The organism is Companilactobacillus paralimentarius DSM 13238 = JCM 10415 (assembly GCF_001434985.1).
In the GTDB taxonomy this organism is placed as follows: Bacteria; Bacillota; Bacilli; order Lactobacillales; family Lactobacillaceae; genus Companilactobacillus; species Companilactobacillus paralimentarius.
This window is the reverse complement of the sequence record NZ_AZES01000046.1, coordinates 1-20,182: the sequence shown is the minus strand read 5'-3', so window position 1 is coordinate 20,182 and position 20,182 is coordinate 1. Positions and strand designations below refer to the sequence as shown.

The window sequence follows — 20,182 nt, the reverse complement described above, 5'->3', positions numbered from 1 at the left end:
TCCAAGTCTTCTTTGATGACTTGTCCGAAAAATTCGATTAATTGTTGCAATCTACCATACATAAAAAACTTATTTATGTTATTAACACAAATAAAAACCCTGGTCTAATTGACATATAAGTAAATTAAAATTATTATAATATTTTATGTGAAAGAGGGGATTATCAATGGATGACAGTTTAAGCATTGAGAGTGCCATAAAGGATACATTGCCAACCGTTTTTGGTTACATCGGAATTGGCATTTCTTTTGGTATTGTCGCGGCATCTGCGGGGATGAGTGTGTTAATGGCAACTTTGATGTCGTTGATCGTATACGCAGGGTCGGCACAATTTATTTTAGTTAGTCTATTGGCAATTGGAACACCGATTATTTCAATTGTCTTGTCAGTTTTTTTGGTCAATTCACGAATGGTATTGATGAGTATGACCACAGCCAATTTTTTTAAAAAGAATTCAATATTTGAAAATATTGTTATAGGCAGTTTGATTACGGATGAAAGTTTTGCTTTAAGTATGAATAAACTTAATTATACCGATGGTAAACTTTCATTTAAGTGGTTCAATACTGTTAATTTATTAGCCTACTTAGTTTGGGCAGCATCGACGATGGTTGGAGCTATGTTGGGTAAAGTCATTAGTGATCCAGAAAAATTGGGTTTGGATTTTGCCTTAGTAGCGATGTTCATTGGTTTATTGTATCTACAATTGATTAGTGATAAATCAATTTCCTTAAGAGTCCAATTGATTGTTGTAGTTATTATGTTGCCGTTAGTTTATTTCGGTCTGATTTTTATTTCCAGTGATTTATTGATTTTGGTTGTTACCTTAATCGGCTGTGCGTTAGGAGTGATTTTAAAACATGCCATCAACTAAATTTATTTTGTGGACATTAATTGCCTGTGGGTTGACAACCTGGTTGTCCAGAGTTTTGCCATTTGTTTTATTGAAAAAATTTAATCTACCTGCGAAAGTAGTTGAATTTCTGGGATTTGTTCCTATTACTATTATGGCGGCCTTATGGTTTGAGAATCTCTTTCACCAACATATTGGTCATTTACCGCAAATTGATTATCCTAATTTGATTGCTTCAATACCAACCGTACTGACAGCTGTTTTGACTAAAAAACTACTGTTGATTGTGGTTGTAGGCATTATTTCCTTAGCATTAGTCCGATTAGCTATATAATAATGCTAATGGGAGGAAAGTTAATGAAAGCCATTGTTGTTAGAAAAGCTGGAGGACCAGAAGTTTTGAATTATGAGGATGTTCCAACTCCTCAGGTAAAACCAGGTTGGTCATTAGTTCAGATTAAGGGTTTTGGTGTCAATCATTCTGAAATTTTTACGCGTCAAGGATTGTCACCTAGTGTCAAATTTCCACGTATCTTAGGTATTGAATGTGTTGGTGTCGTAATTGATAGTACTTCGGATGAATTGAAAGTCGGACAAAAAGTTATTTCTATTATGGGTGAAATGGGACGTGATTTCGATGGCTCATATGCTGAGGATGTGTTATTACCAAATGAGCAGATCTATCCAGTTCAGACTGATTTAAAATGGTCTGATTTGGCTGCTGTACCAGAAACTTTTTATACCGCATTTGGTTCTTTGAAACATCTTCAAATAAAAGCAGATGATTCGATTTTAATTCGTTCCGGTGCTAGTGGTGTAGGTGTTTCGACTTTACGATTACTTAAAGCTAAATATCCGACTATGAAGATTACTGGCTCGGTTAGAAGTCTTAAGAAAAAAGATGTTCTTTTGGACGCTGGTTATGATTCAGTGATTGAGGATAAAAATGGACACTTACAAACGGATAAAAAATTTAATAAAATTTTAGAGTTGGTTGGACCAGCTACCCTGAAGGATACATTTAATCATGTTTTGCCATATGGAATAGTCTGCAACACTGGTGAATTAGGTGGACAGTGGTATATGGATGGTTTTGAACCAATTAGTGATATTCATGAAGGAGCTTTATTAACATCGTTGTCCTCAGGTGAAGTTAATAGTCAAAAACTCAATGAGATGCTGGATTATATAAAACATTATCATGTTGAAGTTTCACCAACTAAAATTTATAGATTAGATCAAGTTAAAGATGCCCATGAGTATTTAGAGAGTGGCCATAACTTGGGTAAGGTAGTTATTGTTAATTTAATTGTAATGAGATTGGATATGTTTATGTCTGATCTCTTTTTTTGTTTTCTTAATTATAAATAGAATGTTTGTTTTTCGTTATTTAACTAAATATCGTAACCAAACAGCACCATCTTCGAATGTTTGAGCACTCTGTAATTTCAATGGCATTGGTTTACGGTTTTGAGGTCGGCCATCAAAAACAGCAGGCATTCCTTGGCGTCCATCAACTCCAGGTCCAATGAGCAAACTGATTTCATCTGTTAAATCAGCATCTAAAAATGATCCATCGATATGTCCACCACCGACAATTGCCATTCTTTCAACATTGAATTGTTCTACCAGGATTTCTACGGCTCTAGCTAAGTCAATTTGAATTTTTCCGGTGGCAATCCAAGAAATCTGCTTAGAATCTAGGTAATCTAAATAATCTTTTTTTACTTGTTCACTAGTAATAATGATGTGTGGCTTACTGTAGTTATAGTCTTCGTCCCAGAGCAAGACTCCCTTGGTATCGACAATTACTTCATATCCGGCAGCATCGTTTTTTTTATTGAAAGATTCTTTATTAAGTGGTTCGTTAGTCTTTGATTCAAATTTTCCAGTCTGTGCTAATTCTAGTTGAGCGGTAACACGACCACTTAAAGTAGTAGGGGTTTCAATAGCCTTTAAAGTTGAGTAGTATTCTTGTGTTCCTTGAAGTTGAGCAGTCATATCACAATCGATACGACCGTCAATTGATGTCATCATGTGACAAATAATATAAGGTTTAGTCATAATAAAGCTCCTCGATAATTTAATTTATAAATTAACCTTATTACCTAAAGTCGACTTGAGGTCAAGATTAAATTTGAATTTGACAACAATATTGAGCTGATATATATTAGAAAAGTTGATTATGTATCAGTCTGATATATGTAAGGAAGGTAAATTTATGTATGACTTATTTGTCTTAGGACAACTTATGGATGAGTCGATGAGTGGTTATTTGATGCGACAGATTTTGCAACAAATTGTTGGTCGACAGAGAAAAATTAGTTTTGGCATGATTTATCCATTATTTAAACGTTTAAATGAAGCTGGTTACATTACTCTTGATGATCGAACTGATGTGGGAAAACGTTCAAAAAAGGTGGCAACAATTACTGATCGCGGTCGGACTAGGTTCAAAGAATTAATGGTAGAAAAGGTACCTTTGAATCCTAATTTGGAGTTCACTTACAGTGTTAAATTTCGTAATTTTCATCTAGTAGAACCTAAGTTACGTCAAGAAATTTTAAACGAATATAAGGATTATTTGCTGGAAAATCAAGAATCGTTACACCAACAAGTAATTGACATGAAGAAGACACCTATTTCGGCTCCTGATTTAGAAAATGCTAAATGGGTGATTTCATTAAAACAAGTGCAGATGAAAGCTGCTTTACAATGGGTTGATTCGTCACTGAAGAAATTTACAGAATAGGGAGATTTTAGTTTGGAAGAGACGGAGACTTTGTCAAAAAAGACCATCTTATTGATGGCGGTGGTGACTGGAGTTATTGTTGCCAATTTGAATTTTATTCAGCCAATTGAAAATTTGATTGCGACTGATTTCAATATTTCTAAGTCGGTTGTCGGGATGTTGGCCATGATTACGCAACTGGGTTATGCGTTTGGCTTGTTATTGATTGTTCCATTAGGGGACATTTTCGATCGTTATCATTTGATTCAATTTATGATGATATTGTCGATTATTTCGTTATTATTAGCTTTTTGGGCACCGAATGCAGGAATATTTGCAGTAGCAACGGCCCTGATAGGGATAACTTCTGTGGCACCACAAATTATTATTCCATATGCTGGTTATCTGGCCCCAGTTTTACAACGAGGTAAAGTTTTGGGTATCGTATTGAGTGGCTTGTTGACCGGTATCTTATTATCACGTTCATTTAGTGGCCTGTTGGGGAGTATTATGCCTTGGCAATATATTTACTTGATTGCGGCTGGGGTAGATTTGATTTTTCTATTAATAGTGCATCTTTTTATGCCTCATGATAAACGAGGACATCGTGATTTGAAGTATTTTACTGTAATCAAAACTTTGCCCAAACTATTTGTTGAACAAAAAGAATTACGCGGTTCAGCCATTAATGGTTTTTGTATGTTTGGGATGTCCAATGTTTTGTGGTCTACATTAGCATTTTATTTGGCAGCTCAATATCATTTAGGTAGTAGTGTTGCAGGATTGTTAGGCTTATTAGGAATTGCTGGTATTCTGGTGGCACCTTGGGTTGGCAATTTGGTTGATCAGAAATCTCCTAAGTTAACAATTGGTCTAAGTATGATTTTATCTGGTTTAGCCTTTGTGGTTTTTTGGTTAGTGGGATTTTGGATGATCGGTTTAATAATCGGAATTATATTACTTGACTTGGGAACACAATTCAGTCAGGTTTCTAATCAAGCAATCGTGCAATCATTGAATCGCCAACAGAGTAGTCGTAACAATTCGATTTTTATGTTTAGTTACTTTTTAGGTGGTTCAATCGGTACTTTAGCCGCAACTTGGGCTTGGAGTCGAATTGGTTGGATCGGCGTTTGTCTAGTAGCTTTAGCGTTCTTAGTTATCGCCGTTATTGATCATTTTGTTATCGGTGAACCTGAAAAATTGAATACTGAAGTAGAATAATTATCCAATTTACGAGTAATAAAATAAGTCTAGTGTAGTTACCATTTTTGGTGGTTGCTATACTGGGCTTTTTTAGATGGGAAAAACCATGCTCTGTTTCAAGTTGGTTTTTTTGACTTTTTATTGATAAATAATTATTGTTTTTGTTGTTAATTGATTTTTTATTTTGGGATAATTTTGTTTTAGAATAACTATGGTTCTATATTTTATAGTGGAAATGAGCTACGCAGGCCAGATTCCTGTATTTTGCCTGATTTCACGAACTGTCTGCTATGCGGCCAATTCGTGAAATCAGGCAAATGCTCAGAATCTAAGCGGGTCTGCTCAGCTCTCTGAGGTTTTGTTATGGAAAAATTTGCTTTATTGATTGTGCTATTTGCGGCTTTGATCACGCCACTTATTACGGCTAGGTTCCATTTGCAACGGATGCCGACAGCTATTTCAGAAATTATTATGGGGATTATTATTGGTAAGACTGGGTTCAATATTGTTCATCCAGATGTCAGTGTTCAATACATAGCTAATTTGGGTGTGATTATGTTGATCTTTTTGGGCGGAATGGAGATTGATTTTTCTCTCTTGGAACCTAAGAAGGATAAATCAGTTTATTCACCCTTGGGAAATTCTTTTGCCGGTTTCATGTCGATCTTTATTATGTCGATGATTTTGAGTGGTATTTTGTACGTTACTGGAATTTTCAGTGAATTTATTTTAGCAGTCATTTTATTCAGTACAATTGCTTTGGGTGTTATCATTTCACTCTTAAAAGAGGCTGGGTTACTAAATACCAATTACGGCCAAACGATTTTGTTAACGTCGGCGTTCGGGGAATTTATTCCTTTGGTGGCTTTGACAATTTATTCAGCTGTTAAGCAACAGCATTATATTTCTGTATTAGGATTGCCAGTTATTTTTATTATTGCAATTGTTCTATTGCATCGTTTCAATCGAATCTATGTTTTTTTTGATAAAATTGATAAATCGACGACGCAATTAGATATTCGTTTAGCGTTCTTCTTGATCTTTACTTTGGTTACTTTTGCTGAACAAATCGGTGCTGAAAGTATTTTGGGTTCTTTCTTAGCTGGGGCCGTAATGAAACTGTTGAAACCCAAACCTGATACTGAGGAAAAATTAAGTTCGATGGGATATGGTTTCTTTATTCCTGTTTTCTTCATTACTACAGGAGTAAATCTAAATTTGAGAACACTATTTACTAACAAACAGGCACTATTATTGATTCCAGTATTTCTAGTAGCATTCATTCTATCAAAGGCAATCGTCTACTTTGTCTTTCGTAAACGTTTTGGCAAACGTTATGCCAGTGCCGCTGCAATTGTTACGTCCACAACGATTACTTTAGTTTTGCCTATTTTACAAGTTGGACGAAATTTGAAATTGATTACTACTGCTCAGTCAGGGGCAATCACTTTGGCGGCTATTATTACTTGTTTAGTCTGTCCAATCGTCTTCAATAAGATACTTAGTTCAGATGATGAAGTTATAGAGTGAGGGGATTTTAGTGACTAAAGATAGATTATTGGCGTTTAGCGATGGCGTCTTTGCCATTTTAATTACTATTCTAGTTTTAGAATTTACAGTTCCAAATTTTAAATCTGGTCACTTATTGGAAGCCATGTTTCATCAATGGCCAATTCTGATAGCTTATGTAGTTTCATATTTTTATGTTGGTACTTTGTGGTTATTTCATCACGATTATTTTAATGCGCTCAAGGCCATCAATCGTAATTTAAATTTGATTAATCTTTTAATATTGTTCACAATTACATTGATTAATTATCCAATGGCATTAGTAGCCAATACATTAAGTCGGGGAAATTTGAACGATATCAGAGTAGCTTTTATTACGTATGATTTAGTAGCACTCATTATTTCGTTTATGTTTTACGTTCTGTACTCGTATATCGGAAAACATCACGAACTAAAATCTAATCGGATGGAAAATAGTGCTTTTGCTAAGAATAAATATGATCCTTTAATCAGCGTTAGTCTTTATATCCTGGCTATCATTAGTTCACTATTCTTCGTTCCATTAGGAGCATTTTTCTTGCTAGCAGGAATTGGCTTTCATTTTGTGGCTTATCTACGATTAAGTAATATTTTAGGACATAGGTAAGCTTGAGATTACAATCAAATAACGATTTTAAATTAAAAGAACAGTCCCCGTTAGGAATTCAAACTTGAATCTCTTAATAGAGACTGTTCTTGTTTATTAGTAGAGGACCTGTATTTGAGATAATTGTGAACTTCAATTAGCTCAAATCAGTGTTCACAGCGTTTCAGAACAATCGGGCTTGTTGTGAAAGACGGTATGCAGTATTAATATTAAATAAATTATTTCATTAATATTAAAAGAAAAATTGATATTTACGGAACAAATCTCAGCAAAATTTACAAATGTAGGTTAAACTGATCCTGTTGAACAAATACAAGTAAAAAGGACGGGATTTTTAATGAAAAAGAAGTATGAAGCAAGTACTGCTGAAAATCATGTAGACATTCTAAACATTGCTGGTCTAGAGGCTCGTGTGAAGGATCATATGAGTAATGAAAAGGGTGCCTTTGGTTATATCAGTGGTGGCTCTGAAGATGAATGGACTAAGAAACAAAATACTGAATCCTTTAATAAGAGAAAGATTTCTCCACGTGTACTTCAAGGTATTGATTATGCAGACCTAAGTACTAAATTATGGGATATTGATTTGAAGACTCCTATTATCCAAGCACCTTCAGCCGCTCAAGGATTAGCACATGTTAAAGGTGAAACTGACACAGCCAAGGGTGTAGCAGCTGCCGGTTCTATCTTCTCAATCAGTACTTATGCAAGTACATCAATTGAAGATGCTGCCGCCGCTGCCCCTGATGCTCCACAATTTTTCCAACTATATATGAGTAAAGATGATAAATTTAATGAATTTTTAATTAAGAAAGCTGTTGCTGCCGGTGCTAAGGCTATTGTCTTAACTGTTGATTCTACTTTAGGTGGTTATCGTGAAGCTGATGTTGCTAATAAGTTCCAATTCCCACTTCCAATGCCTAACTTGGCTGGTTATTCAGCTGGTGATGGTGAAGGCAAGGGAATCTCTGAGATTTATGCTTCAGCTAAACAAGGTATCGTACCTACAGACATTGAGAAGATTAAGAATATGTCCGGTCTACCAGTTATCGTTAAGGGAATTCAATCACCTGATGACGCTGAATTAGCTATTGACTTTGGTGCTGATGGTATTTGGGTATCTAACCATGGTGGCCGTCAATTAGATGGTGGTCCAGCCTCATTTGAAGTTTTACCAGATATTGCTGATGCAGTTGACCAACGTGTGCCAGTTATCTTCGATAGTGGTGTTCGTCGTGGTGAACATGTCTTCAAGGCTTTGGCTAGTGGTGCTGACTTAGTTGCTATTGGTCGTCCAATTATTTATGGATTGAACCTCGGTGGTGCTCAAGGTGTAACAGATGTTATTGAGCATTTGAATATGGAATTGTCTATTACTATGCAATTAGCTGGTACTAAGACAATCAATGATGTTAAAAACACTGAATTACTTTGGTAATAATAGTTTAATTTGACTTTAAATAGCGGTATTCTTATTTAATTATGAGAATACCGCTATTTTTTTGTAATAAAATTAAAAAAATAGCCAGAAAACGCTTTCTAAGTTGCGTTGAAGTTAACTTTAGGGTGTAAGGTATTAATAATGTATTTTTTAGATTGTAGGTGAGATAACATGGGGATTTTTTCACGACTCAAATGGTTTTTCAAAAACCAATGGAAACAATATTTAATCGGAGTCATAGCTTTAATAATTGTCGCAATTGTAAATGTTATTCCTCCCAAAATTATTGGAAATGTCGTTGATGCTGTTAGTAAGCGCAATGTCACGGGTAATTTCCTATTAGTAAGTATGCTGATCTTTTTGGGGACAGCGATTGCACAATATCTTTTAAGATTTTTATGGCGAAAAATGATATTTGGAAGTTCTTTCGTTTTAGAGAGAGATTTAAGAAGTCGGCTCTATCGTCAATTTATGAAGATGGATGCTACTTTTTATAAAAAATGGCGTACTGGAGATTTGATGGCACATGCTACCAATGATATCGATGCAGTACGTGATGTTGCAGGACCAGGTATTTTAACTTTAGCCGACTCCATAATTACCGGAACTTCTACTATTCTGGCCATGGGATTGTTTATTGGTTGGAAATTGACGATTTTGGCAGTATTACCACTTATTCTTTTGGGAATTATGGCTAATATTTTAGGAGGCAAAGTTCATGATGCCTTTTCTAAATCACAAGCAGAATTCTCTAGTATCAATAATAAAACGCAAGAAAGTATTGTTGGTATAAAGGTTTTAAAAGCTCTTGGGCAAGAACGTGAAGATGAGGCGGATTTCAATAATTATGTTGATGATAACATCAAGGCTAATCGACGTTCTTATCGTTTAGATGCTCTATTTGATCCGTTGACGACCTTGATCATGGGAATTTCATATGTAATTACGATTATTTTTGGTGGTTTGTCGGTATTGAACAAGCAGATCACAATTGGTCAATTGGTTTCGTTCATTACATATATGACTCAATTAACATGGCCAATGTACGCTGTTGGTAGTCTATTCAACGTTTTGGAACGTGGATCAGCTAGTTATGATCGTATCAGCGACTTATTAGGTGAGAAGTCTTCGTTAATTCGCCCAAAACATGCAATTGAGACAATAACAGATTGTAATTTAGATTTTAATGTCCATTCATTCCATTATCCTGACGATGACAGTGCTACAGCTTTACACGATGTTCATTTTGAATTAAGGGAAGGACAAACGTTAGGAATTGTGGGTCCAACTGGTGGTGGTAAATCAACTATTATCAGTCTTTTGATGCGTGATTTTGACCATTATGATGGCTCAATCAAAATGGGCGAAAATGATATTCGGAAATATGATATCGACAATTACTTAAATACGATTGGTTATGTACCACAGACTAATTTTCTGTTTTCAACTGATATTAGAGATAATGTTCGTTTTGCCAATATGGAAGCTAATCAATCACAAGTTGAGGATGCCAGTCGAGTAGCTGATCTTGATGCTGATATTGAAAAAATGCCAAATGGTTATGATACTGAGGTTGGTGAACTAGGTGTTTCTTTGTCTGGTGGTCAGAAACAACGTTTAGCGATTGCTAGAGCTATTTTGAGTGATCCTAAATTGTTGATTCTGGACGATTCTTTGTCTGCGGTTGACTTCAAAACTGAACGTAATATTGAACAAAGGATTGCTCATAATCGTAAAAATGCAACAACTATTATTGCTGCAAGTCGTTTAAGTTCAGTTGAGGCTGCTGATCAAATTTTGGTTATGGATCACGGTACTATTCTTGAAAAAGGAACTCATCAAGAGTTATTAGCTCAAAAAGGGTGGTATTACGATACCTTCCATTTGCAAGAAAAGACAGCCGAGTTAGAGGGGAGGCTGAATGATGAAAAATAATGAACAAGAGAATATTTTAAAGACGGTACAATCATTGTCTCATAAGGATCGAAACAAGATTTTGAAGTGGCTTTTTCAGTTTGCTTGGGAATTTAAAGTGCAGTTCGGGATTGCCATCGGTTTTGCCATCATTTTGAGTATTATTAATATTATGTTACCCAGAATGTTGCAATACTATATGGATCATTATTTGACTAATCAGAGTACTGGTGTGCAGCTGATTATTGGATTTGCCATTCTTTATGCGATTGGAACCATTATTCAAGCCATTGTCCAGTTCATTCAGAATTTCTTTTTCTCAATGGGTGCTGAACGAACTTTGGAGAAAATTAGAAGTCAATTATTTCATAAATTACACACATTGGGTTTGAAGTATTTTGATGTTACTCCAGCTGGTTCAATCGTGTCACGTGTAACCAATGATACTAAAACTTTATACAACTTTTGGACTTTATTTTTGATGATTATCATTGCGTTATTCTCAATGGTATCCTCATTTATCGCTATGGCTTCAGTTAGTGTACCTTTAGCCATTTTTACAGCCCTGTTCGTGGTACTTTTGTATTTGGTCGTTTGGGTTTACCAACATATCAGTTCGAAAATTTATCAACGTTTACGTGAGTATTTGAGTCAAATCAATACTAAGTTGAATGAGTCTTTAATGGGTATCAGTGTTATTCAACAATTTGGACAACAAGGACGTAAAACGGCTGAATTTGAAAATAAGAATAATGCCTATTATCAAATGCGTTCGCAGATGATCAACGTCAATTCATTCTTGTTGAATCCGATGATCAATCTAATGTTTACCTTGGCGGAATTGGTTGCATTATTAGGTTTTGGAATGAAGAGTATGAATAGTTTGGTGGCAGCGGGTGTGATTTATGCCTTCTTGTCATACCAACAAAACTTCTTTAATCCGTTGTCTAACGTAATGAACTATATGTCTTTCTTCCAAGATGGTTTGGTTGCTGGATATCGTATTATGCGAATGTTCAATAATGATTCCTATGCACCTAAACAAAACGAAACTAGTAAGGAAAAAATTGTTGAAGGCAAAATTGAATTCCGTCATGTTACTTTCGGTTATAATCCTGATGAACCTATTTTGAAGGATATTTCATTTACCGTTGAACCAGGTGAGAATATTGCCTTTGTTGGTCACACTGGTAGTGGAAAGAGTTCAATTATCAATATTATGTTACGTTTCTATGAGTTTGGCGAAGGTCAGATTTTGATTGATGATCATGATATTCGTGATTATTCTACTCAAGAATTACGTCGACAATTAGGGTTGGTCATTCAAGAGCCATATCTATTCTATGGTGATATTGCCAAAAATATTCGTATGTTTGATGACAAAATTACTGATGAACAAGTTGAACAAGCAGCTAAGTTTGTTGATGCGGACGATTTTATTGAGAAATTACCCGAAAAATATCATGCTCCAGTAACTGAACGTGGTGGAAGTTTTTCAACAGGTCAGCGACAATTGATCTCTTTTGCAAGAACGATTGTTAGAAATCCTAAAGTTTTGATTCTGGATGAAGCAACTGCTAATATCGATCCACAAACGGAGCAGAGTATCACGAAGAGTTTGAAAAAGATGCGTGATGATAGAACAACTATTTCAATTGCACATAGATTATCGACAGTTCAAGATGCTGATCAAATTCTGGTATTGAGTGCAGGTAAAATTGTTGAACGAGGTACTCATGAAGAACTATTAGCTTTAGGTGGTAAGTATGCTGAACTGTATGCTCTACAGTCAGTGGAAAATGCTTAGTTATAACAAAAATGTATAATTAAGTATTTGAAATAGGCATTTAACACATCAATAGTAATGGATAATAATTATTATCGTTAGAAAATTTTTACAAAAAAGGTTTGGTAATTATATGAAAAAACAAATAAATGAAGGTTATTTTGATGGTGAACGTCCCTTGTTTAAGGAACATGGTGCTCAAATAACAGATACAACTTTTGGTGAAGGTGAGTCTCCACTTAAAGAGGCACGTAATATTGACTTGAATGATGTTGTTTTCAAATGGAAGTACCCACTTTGGTATGATAAACATATTAAGGTCAATGATTCTATTTTTGAAACAATGTCACGTTCAGGTATTTGGTATACTGACGATATTGAAATTAACAATTCAGCACTTCAAGCACCAAAGCTTTTCCGTCGTGCATCTAATATTAAATTAAACAATGTTCATTTTGCTGATGCTGAAGAAACAATGTGGACTTGTAAGGATATCAAAATGAAGGACGTTGAAGTAAACGGTAATTATTTTGGTAAAGATAGTGAAAATATTTATGCTGAGAACTTAAATGTTGTTGGTAATTATGTTTTTGATGGTGCTAAGAATGTTGAAATCCATAATTCTAGTTTTGTTTCAAAAGATGCTTTCTGGAATTGTGATAACGTAGTAATTTATGATTCAAAAATTAGTGGCGAATATCTAGCTTGGAATACTAAAAATATTACTTTGATTAATTGTACAATTGAAAGTGATCAAGGCCTTTGTTATATCGATGGCTTAAAGATGGTTAACTGTAAATTGCTCAGAACTGATTTGGCCTTTGAATATTGCTCAAATATCGATGCTGAAATTACAACTGATTTTATGAGTATTAAGAATCCTATCAGCGGTTCAATTCAAGTTAAATCTGTTGATGAAATTATTTTTGATGATCCTGAAATTGATAAGACTAAGACCTCAATCAAAGTAGCTCAAAAAGTTTAAGGAGAGTGGCCTGATGGATTATGATTTTGAAACATTAAATAAAAAACGTGCTGGAAATTCAGCTAAGTGGGATGTCGGACAAAATGAATTGCCTATGACAATTGCTGATATGGATTTCAAAACAGCTCCAGAAATCATTCAAGCTTTGCAAGATAAGATTTCAATGGGACTATTTGGTTAGGAAGAGATTCCTGATGAGTATCGCAAAGCTGTGGCTGATTGGTACGAAACAGAACATCATGTACGTCCACGAGAAGACTGGATGGTATTTGCTACCGGAGTAGTACCTTCTATTTCCTCAGCAGTACGTCGGTTAACTTCGTTAGGTGACAATGTCTTAGTTCAAGCACCAGTTTATAATATTTTCTATAATTCAATAGTGAATAATGGTCGCCATGTAGTTTCGAATGATTTGTTTTATGATCAAGTAAATCATCAGTATTCGATTGATTTTAACGATTTGGAAAAGAAAATGAGTGATCCACTAACTAATATGATGATTCTGTGCAATCCTCACAATCCAGTAGGTAAGATTTGGACTGTTGATGAATTAACTAAGATTGCGGCCTTATCTTTAAAATATGACGTTAAATTATTCAGTGATGAAATTCATGGGGATGTTACTTTTAACGAAAAAGGCTATAATCCTGTTTTCGGATTGGAAGAAAAATATCTTAAGAACGTTATTGTTGCTGTATCACCAAGTAAGACCTTTAACGTTGCCGCTTTACATGCTTCAACGGTAATCGTACCAGATGCCAATTTAAGAGCTCAGGTGAGTCGAGGATTGAATAGTGAAGAACTAGCAGAACCTAATTTGGTAGCCATTCCTGGAACAATTGCAGCCTATACAAAGGGTCATGAGTGGTTACAGCAATTGAAGAAAAAAGTTTTGGAAAATAGAAAGTTAGTTTTGAACTTCTTGGCTGAGAATGTCCCAGAAATCAAATGGGTTCAAGGCGATGCTACATATTTACTTTGGTTCGATGTTTCTAAAATTACAGAAAATGTTGATGAATTGACTGACTTCATTCGTAAGGATACTGGCTTGATCGTTACACCTGGAGATGTTTACGGTGGAGATGGACAACACTTTATTCGTATGAATATTGCAAGTCCAACAGAAATGATTCAGGATGGTTTGAATCGTCTACAAAAAGGTATAAATGATTATAAGTAGAAAGTGAGAAATGATTTAACCAGTTCTATTTATTATCATTTTTCTAAATCTTTAAAATGGCAGCATCTATTTAAAAACGTATAAATACGTTTATCTTAAATAGATGCTGTTTTTAATTTCTGAATTATTTGAAATAAATGATCATTGCTATGGTAATAACCACATAATTAAGTGGTACGTCCCAATCTTTGACAACGGTTACAAAATATAATATATTAATTGATGAATAAGTATAATATTTTAGTAATTGGTTGGTGATATAGATGTCAAAAGTATTAATTGTTAATTCAGGAAGTTCAACTTTTAAGTGGAAACTATTTAATTTACAAGATGAGAAATGTATCGCTGAGGGTATGGTCGATCGTTTAGGTAAAGAAGATTCCGTGTTTAAAATAAAATTTGATGGAAAGAAATTAAGCAAAAATAAATATGTGCCAACGCATGAGTCTGCTGTGACGTTAACGTTGCATACTTTGCTTAGTATAAAAGCAATTAAAAGTTATGATGAAATCACACGTGTCGGACACAGAGTTGTTGCTGGCGGTACTATTTTTAAAGACTCGGTTGTAGTTGATTCAAAGGTTATAAAGCAAATTAGTGAATTATCAGAACTGGCACCATTACATAATCCTAGTCAGGTTGCAGGAATTGAGGCATTTGAAAAATTATTGCCAGATGCTATACAAGTCGCAGCATTTGATACCTCATTCCATCAAACGCTAAAACCAGCAAACTATTTGTACGGAGTTCCTTATGAATATTACGAGAAATATGGAGTTCGTAAATTTGGTGCACAAGGCATTAGCCATCGATATGTATCTACACAAGCTGCTGAATTTTTAGGAAAACCAATAGATAAACTTCGAATCATTTCTTGTCACTTAGGAAGTGGAGCTTCTATAGATGCTATTGAAAATGGAAAATCAATAGATACATCGATGGGCTTTACTCCAGAGTCAGGTCTAATGATGAGTTCACGTGCAGGGGATATTGATCCATCACTAGTAACATATCTTATGAAGAAGCTAAATATTACTGACGCTGATGAGATGACTGACATCTTGAATAACGAGTCTGGTTTATTAGGCATTTCAGGCATATCACCTGATCTTCGAGATTTAATGGCGGTTAAAGATGAGAATCCAAGAGCTAAATTAGCTGTAGATATGTATATAAATCGAATTGTTAAGTATATTGGTTCATACATTTCTTTGATGAACGGTGTAGATGCTATTATCTTTACTGCGGGAACTGGTGAAAATAATCCGGATATTCGATCAATGATTATGGAACATTTCCGTTATATGGGTATTAAGCTAGATGATGATGCCAATAGAAATAGTAAAGGAACTCGTAAAATCAGTTCAGAGGACTCTCAAAGTGATGTATTAGTTATTCCAACTAATGAGGAGTTAATGATTTTAAGGGACGTTGTTCGTTTAACTGGTAATGAGGATGTTCATAATGATAAGTATCAAGAATCAGTAAGCACATTTTAATAGTAAAAACTTTTGTTCCAGACTAGTAAAAGATTCTATTTATTATTTTTCTTCTGAATTTAAAAAAATAACGGCATCCATTTAGAATAAGCGTATGTAATTACGTTTCTAAATGGATGCCGTTTTAGTTTCTGAAGAAGAAAACTATTTTGACTGTAGTTATTATATTTTTTAAGAGCTTAGAAAAGATTATCCAGTTTAAACTCATTTAAAATTAGTCCAACTTTTTTGTCCAGTGGCAATAGACCGTCAATAACCAAGTCTGCATCACTACTAATATATTTGTCGTGATTAACAAAAATTGGTCTGGCAAAGTTTAAATAAGTTTTAACCCAATCACGTATCTGTTCACCATCCTTGTTTGTGTAATCGCGTAGAATTTGACGAGCAAAGCAAACGTCCAATGGCGTTTTTATATAGATAACTTTGTCGATATAGGGTTTCAATGTGTCATGCTTATACCCAAAGGGAAAGTCGACTAGTATGAAATGATGTTTATTGTAAACTTTAAGGAAGTCATCCATTAGCATACTGATATCATACTGGTTAACAGCCTCCTGAATTGGGGTATCGATAGGTGGTGCGGAAGGTAAGGCATCTATACTGTAGTCGTCAAAAGAAATGAGGCTACAATCAGGTAACTTATGACTTAATTCTTGAATCAGAGTGGTTTTTCCACTGGCAGTGACACCACTTATGACGATGACATAACTTTTTAACATATTTTTCACTTCCTGAAAGTAATATAACTCTTCTATTGGAAAAATAAAAAGGCGTTCAAATATGAACACCTTTTTTGAAACTAATTTGTTTGGGTTTGGTTCAATTCTTGCTTAGGTTTATAAGTATCAGACAAAATCAAGGTATAAGAATTAGCGCCGAAGAAGGCGACAATTACCATTAATCCTGTCATGAAGAAACCTAAAAACATGAAGCCTAATCCTAATGCAAGGCCGAAGAGGGCAAAACATAACATTAAGATTTTTGAAACGTTGACAAGACTACGTTCACTTTTAAAGACGTACTTATAAATTACATCGATTTTTCTTGATTTATAGACAACATTTTCAACTTGATGAAGCTCAAGGATTATTCCATATGGTTCAAAGCCATTTTTTATAATATCTTTATCAAAATCAGTCGGAACAACTTTTTTATATCTGCCACCAGTTATTTTTATTGTGGGATAAACTCCTTGAGACATAATCTTTTTTAGATGAGAATTTAGTGGATAGGAGCCGATCACAACAGTTTCAAAACCGGGAATACGGGCTAGGACATTAATTTTCTTATCAAGTACACTTAAGCTGACAATGGCTGAATCAAGATTAGCCAATTGATGAATCCGAAAAATGAATTTATTTTTTAGAATATTTTTATCTTTTTTACCTTCATATAGGTCTTCGGGATTGATAGTTCTTACGTAATTAATATAATTCTCAATAAAAGTTGTTGAATCTTCAGTTAAAGTTAAGTTCTTATCAAATAAAATAGTCATGTTTCCCCCAAAAATTGTAGCGACTAGTGACAGTATAACAAAAATGTATGCGCTTTTGTGGGAATTTATGAAAACGCTTTAATTTATTTGGTAATTTTTTTATTTAGCCAATTTATTAATAATCTGCTTACAATATTTTGTTGTTTTTGATTACTAATAGAAGCAGATTTATCGCCACTCTGTTTGCCATAGCTACCAAAGCCAGCATGATTTCCACCTTGAATTTGTTCATAAAGTGTATTACTTGGTAGTAGTTTTTTGGCTTTATTGTAGTTTTTCCATTTCAAAACGCCATCATTTGAAGCAGTAATTGATAAAACCGGAACCTTAGTTTTCCGTAAATCACCTTTTTTCTCAGGATAGCTGGCTAAGAAAAAGACGCCCTTTAAATTTTTAGGATTATTGTGAGCATAGCGACTAGCCATAGTTCCACCTAATGAGTGACCTCCAATAACATATCCATTATTTTTAGAAACTTGATTAGCTATGTTAGTTTTTAGAACAGCTAGGTCTAATGGAAATCTCACAATGTAAACTGAATATCCCGCTTGAGCAACTTTCTTAGCCCAAATGCTGTAACTCTTGGGTTCCACTAAAGCACCAGGATAGAAAATGACTTTAGGATTTTGGTCGTTTCCTGAAAATTTGGTTATATTGTCATCTGTAGTGCTAATTTTACTAGCTGATATTGCTGCAGTTGAAGGTTGGTATTCCTTATTTTTAACGACAATAATAGAAATCAATATGATTGCGATGATGGCAATAATGATACCAATTAGCCATTTAAAAAATTTTTTCATGATCTTCCTCCTCAATATCTATATTCTACTTTACAATTTAGTCAAAGTTATGCTACATTTAAGAAAATTAATATATCTAAAGATATTAAAAGAAGGAGTACTGTATACTTTATCCACAGGGAGTTAAGGTGAGTGAGAACTTAACGTGTCGGTATATAGGAAAAACATCTTTGTTATTCTAGCTGAAATCATAGGAGAGTAGGTTTAGACGTGACCCAGTACGTTATAATTGGAGAGTATTTAATGTACTTTTGAGGTGTTTTTTAAAAAACTTGGGTGGTACCGCGGAAAGATCTTTCGTCCCTTTTATTGGGGATGGAGGATCTTTTTTTCGTCTACAGTATTCCAGATGTGAAAAGGAGAAATCAATGCAAAACGTTTTAGTTAAAGATTTATATAAAAAAGAATTTGCTGACGGTGATCAAGTCACGCTTAATGGCTGGATTCGTACAATCAGAGGTTCAAAACGAGTAGGTTTTATTGAGTTAAATGATGGTTCATTCTTTAAGAATGTTCAAGTTGTTATTACTAGTGATATGGATAACTATGCTGATGTTGTTAAGTTCCCAATCAGCACAACAATTAAAGTTGTCGGTGAAGTTGCCCTTACTCCTAAGGCACAACAACCATTTGAAATTCATGCTACCGAAGTAGTTGAAGAAGGTGCTTCAGATTCAGATTATCCATTACAAAAGAAAGCTCACTCATATGAATTCATGAGAACTGTAGCTCATTTGCGTCCTAGAACAAATACCTTCTATTCAGTATTTAGAATCCGTTCACTAGCTGCTTTTGCTATTCATGAATATCTACAACACAATGGTTTCGTTTATGTTCACACACCAATTATCACTAGTTCCGATGCTGAAGGTGCCGGTGAAATGTTCCAAGTAACAACATTGGATATGAACAACGTACCAAAGACTGACGATGGCAAAGTCGATTATAATGAAGACTTCTTTAAGAAAGAAACTAACCTAACTGTTAGTGGACAACTAGAAGTTGAACCATTTGCCTTGGCCTTCAGAAATGTTTACACATTTGGACCAACTTTTAGAGCTGAAAACTCACATACTGGACGTCACGCTTCTGAATTCTGGATGATCGAACCAGAAATGGCATTTGCTGACCTTAAAGATGAGATGGACTGTTCAGAAGAGTTACTTAAATATGTTATCAACTATGTAATGGACAATGCTAAAGAAGAACTAGATTTCTTGAACGAAAACGTTGATAATACATTGATTGATCGTTTGAAAGCCACAGCTGGCGAAGAATTTGCTCATGTTACTTATACTGATGCAATCGATATTCTTGAAAAAGCTACTGATGTTGAATTTGAAGTTAAACCTTACTGGGGACTTGACCTCGAATCAGAACATGAACGTTACTTGTCAGAAAAAGTTTACAAGAAGCCTGTCTTTATTACTGACTATCCTAAGGAATTCAAAGCTTTCTACATGCGTGCTAATGATGACGGTAAGACTGTTGCTGCAGCTGACTTGTTAGTTCCTGAAATTGGTGAATTAATTGGTGGTTCACAACGTGAAGAACGTCTTGATAAGCTAGAAAGTAGAATGGCTGAACTTGATATGAACGAAGAAGACTACAAGTGGTACTTAGAATTACGTAAGTACGGTGGTACAGTTCACTCAGGCTTCGGTATTGGTTTTGAAAGATTAGTTATGTACATCACAGGTATGGAAAATATCCGTGACGTCATTGCTTACCCAAGAACACCAGGTAATGCTGAATTCTAGGACAGAGAGCGGAGCAAGCCTGCTTAGATTCTGAGCATTTGTAGCTCGTTTCTACTATAAAGTATAGAATTATGGTTATAAAAAAATAAATGAAGAAGACCAGGGCTATAATCAAAATGATTATGGCTCTGGTCTTTTTTGTGCTTAAAAAAATAACATTTTTTGACTAGAAGACTTAATTAAATAAATGTATTTAGTTTTACATAAGAATATCATTGTAGATAGTTTCTAAAAAGCATTTTATAAATATATGAAAAAGTTTGACTGTAACGTTGGCGTATAGTTTATTTTATGGAAAGTGAACAAATAAATATTATTATGGCGAATTTTATAATCAAGTTAGCCACTTTAGAAAAATGACAAAATAAAAACAC

The 20,182-nt window shown here is 34.5% G+C and carries 17 protein-coding genes, 1 pseudogene and 1 other annotated feature; of the genes and pseudogenes, 14 read left to right on the top strand and 4 right to left on the bottom strand.

The genetic code is table 11. The annotated features are described in order from the left end of the window. Nucleotides 1–166 precede the first annotated feature (166 nt). The 3 genes from FD33_RS05090 to FD33_RS05080 are packed head-to-tail and all read left to right on the top strand — an operon-like array spanning nucleotide 167 to nucleotide 2,224. Nucleotides 167–874 (top strand): AzlC family ABC transporter permease, encoded by a 708-nt coding sequence (locus FD33_RS05090; RefSeq protein ID WP_025086163.1) that lies wholly within the window; start codon nucleotides 167–169, stop codon nucleotides 872–874. Beyond that, nucleotides 861–1,187 carry an AzlD domain-containing protein gene (locus FD33_RS05085; protein ID WP_025086162.1) on the top strand — a complete coding sequence of 109 codons (327 nt, stop codon included), beginning with the start codon at nucleotides 861–863 and terminating at the stop codon, nucleotides 1,185–1,187. Before FD33_RS05090 ends, FD33_RS05085 begins: the two co-directional genes overlap by 14 nt. A gap of 23 nt (nucleotides 1,188–1,210) precedes the next feature. Beyond that, on the top strand, nucleotides 1,211–2,224 hold the full coding sequence (locus FD33_RS05080) for a zinc-binding dehydrogenase (RefSeq protein ID WP_025086161.1): 1,014 nt from the start codon (nucleotides 1,211–1,213) through the stop codon (nucleotides 2,222–2,224). 15 nt (nucleotides 2,225–2,239) lie between these two features. Here the strand turns inward: FD33_RS05080 and FD33_RS05075 are convergent, their stop codons facing one another. Continuing rightward, nucleotides 2,240–2,917 (bottom strand): dihydrofolate reductase family protein, encoded by a 678-nt coding sequence (locus FD33_RS05075; protein ID WP_025086160.1) that lies wholly within the window; start codon nucleotides 2,915–2,917, stop codon nucleotides 2,240–2,242. Nucleotides 2,918–3,074: 157 nt separating this feature from the next. On the opposite strand from FD33_RS05075, the gene FD33_RS05070 reads away from it, so the two are divergent. The 10 genes and pseudogenes from FD33_RS05070 to FD33_RS05025 all read left to right on the top strand — a co-directional run bounded on the left by FD33_RS05070 (nucleotide 3,075) and on the right by FD33_RS05025 (nucleotide 15,750). Continuing rightward, nucleotides 3,075–3,605, top strand: coding sequence for a PadR family transcriptional regulator (locus FD33_RS05070; RefSeq protein WP_025086159.1), 531 nt, complete (start codon nucleotides 3,075–3,077; stop codon nucleotides 3,603–3,605). A gap of 54 nt (nucleotides 3,606–3,659) precedes the next feature. Then, on the top strand, nucleotides 3,660–4,808 hold the full coding sequence (locus tag FD33_RS05065; protein WP_056955815.1) for an MFS transporter: 1,149 nt from the start codon (nucleotides 3,660–3,662) through the stop codon (nucleotides 4,806–4,808). Nucleotides 4,809–5,153: 345 nt separating this feature from the next. Beyond that, nucleotides 5,154–6,320: a cation:proton antiporter gene (locus tag FD33_RS05060; protein ID WP_025086158.1), complete on the top strand. Its 1,167-nt coding sequence runs from the start codon at nucleotides 5,154–5,156 to the stop codon at nucleotides 6,318–6,320. A 10-nt stretch (nucleotides 6,321–6,330) separates the two neighbouring features. Beyond that, nucleotides 6,331–6,945 (top strand): TMEM175 family protein, encoded by a 615-nt coding sequence (locus FD33_RS05055; protein WP_034544413.1) that lies wholly within the window; start codon nucleotides 6,331–6,333, stop codon nucleotides 6,943–6,945. Nucleotides 6,946–7,282: 337 nt separating this feature from the next. Continuing rightward, nucleotides 7,283–8,383, top strand: a complete 1,101-nt coding sequence (locus FD33_RS05050) for a lactate oxidase (protein WP_025086145.1) — start codon at nucleotides 7,283–7,285, stop codon at nucleotides 8,381–8,383. Nucleotides 8,384–8,557: 174 nt separating this feature from the next. Further along, nucleotides 8,558–10,321: an ABC transporter ATP-binding protein gene (locus FD33_RS05045; RefSeq protein ID WP_025086144.1), complete on the top strand. Its 1,764-nt coding sequence runs from the start codon at nucleotides 8,558–8,560 to the stop codon at nucleotides 10,319–10,321. Next, nucleotides 10,311–12,107 carry an ABC transporter ATP-binding protein gene (locus FD33_RS05040; RefSeq protein WP_025086143.1) on the top strand — a complete coding sequence of 599 codons (1,797 nt, stop codon included), beginning with the start codon at nucleotides 10,311–10,313 and terminating at the stop codon, nucleotides 12,105–12,107. Before FD33_RS05045 ends, FD33_RS05040 begins: the two co-directional genes overlap by 11 nt. A gap of 112 nt (nucleotides 12,108–12,219) precedes the next feature. Beyond that, entirely contained in the window at nucleotides 12,220–13,071 is an 852-nt protein-coding gene (locus tag FD33_RS05035; protein ID WP_025086142.1) for a DUF3737 family protein, read from the top strand. Between the two features lie 13 nt (nucleotides 13,072–13,084). Beyond that, a pseudogene (locus FD33_RS05030) lies at nucleotides 13,085–14,251 on the top strand (MalY/PatB family protein). 263 nt (nucleotides 14,252–14,514) lie between these two features. Continuing rightward, nucleotides 14,515–15,750, top strand: a complete 1,236-nt coding sequence (locus FD33_RS05025; protein ID WP_025086238.1) for an acetate/propionate family kinase — start codon at nucleotides 14,515–14,517, stop codon at nucleotides 15,748–15,750. A gap of 179 nt (nucleotides 15,751–15,929) precedes the next feature. On the opposite strand, the gene FD33_RS05020 is transcribed toward FD33_RS05025, so the two are convergent. From FD33_RS05020 to FD33_RS05010, 3 genes are all read right to left on the bottom strand, one after another. Next, entirely contained in the window at nucleotides 15,930–16,472 is a 543-nt protein-coding gene (locus FD33_RS05020) for a nucleoside/nucleotide kinase family protein (RefSeq protein ID WP_056955814.1), read from the bottom strand. Nucleotides 16,473–16,552: 80 nt separating this feature from the next. Further along, nucleotides 16,553–17,248, bottom strand: a complete 696-nt coding sequence (locus tag FD33_RS05015; protein WP_025086239.1) for a hypothetical protein — start codon at nucleotides 17,246–17,248, stop codon at nucleotides 16,553–16,555. Nucleotides 17,249–17,331: 83 nt separating this feature from the next. Further along, on the bottom strand, nucleotides 17,332–18,048 hold the full coding sequence (locus tag FD33_RS05010) for an alpha/beta hydrolase (RefSeq protein WP_056955813.1): 717 nt from the start codon (nucleotides 18,046–18,048) through the stop codon (nucleotides 17,332–17,334). A gap of 75 nt (nucleotides 18,049–18,123) precedes the next feature. Further along, nucleotides 18,124–18,356, top strand: a binding site (T-box leader). 60 nt (nucleotides 18,357–18,416) lie between these two features. Between FD33_RS05010 and asnS the strand changes: the two genes are divergently transcribed. After that, nucleotides 18,417–19,808, top strand: coding sequence for an asparagine--tRNA ligase (gene asnS / locus FD33_RS05005; RefSeq protein ID WP_025086240.1), 1,392 nt, complete (start codon nucleotides 18,417–18,419; stop codon nucleotides 19,806–19,808). Nucleotides 19,809–20,182 lie beyond the last annotated feature (374 nt).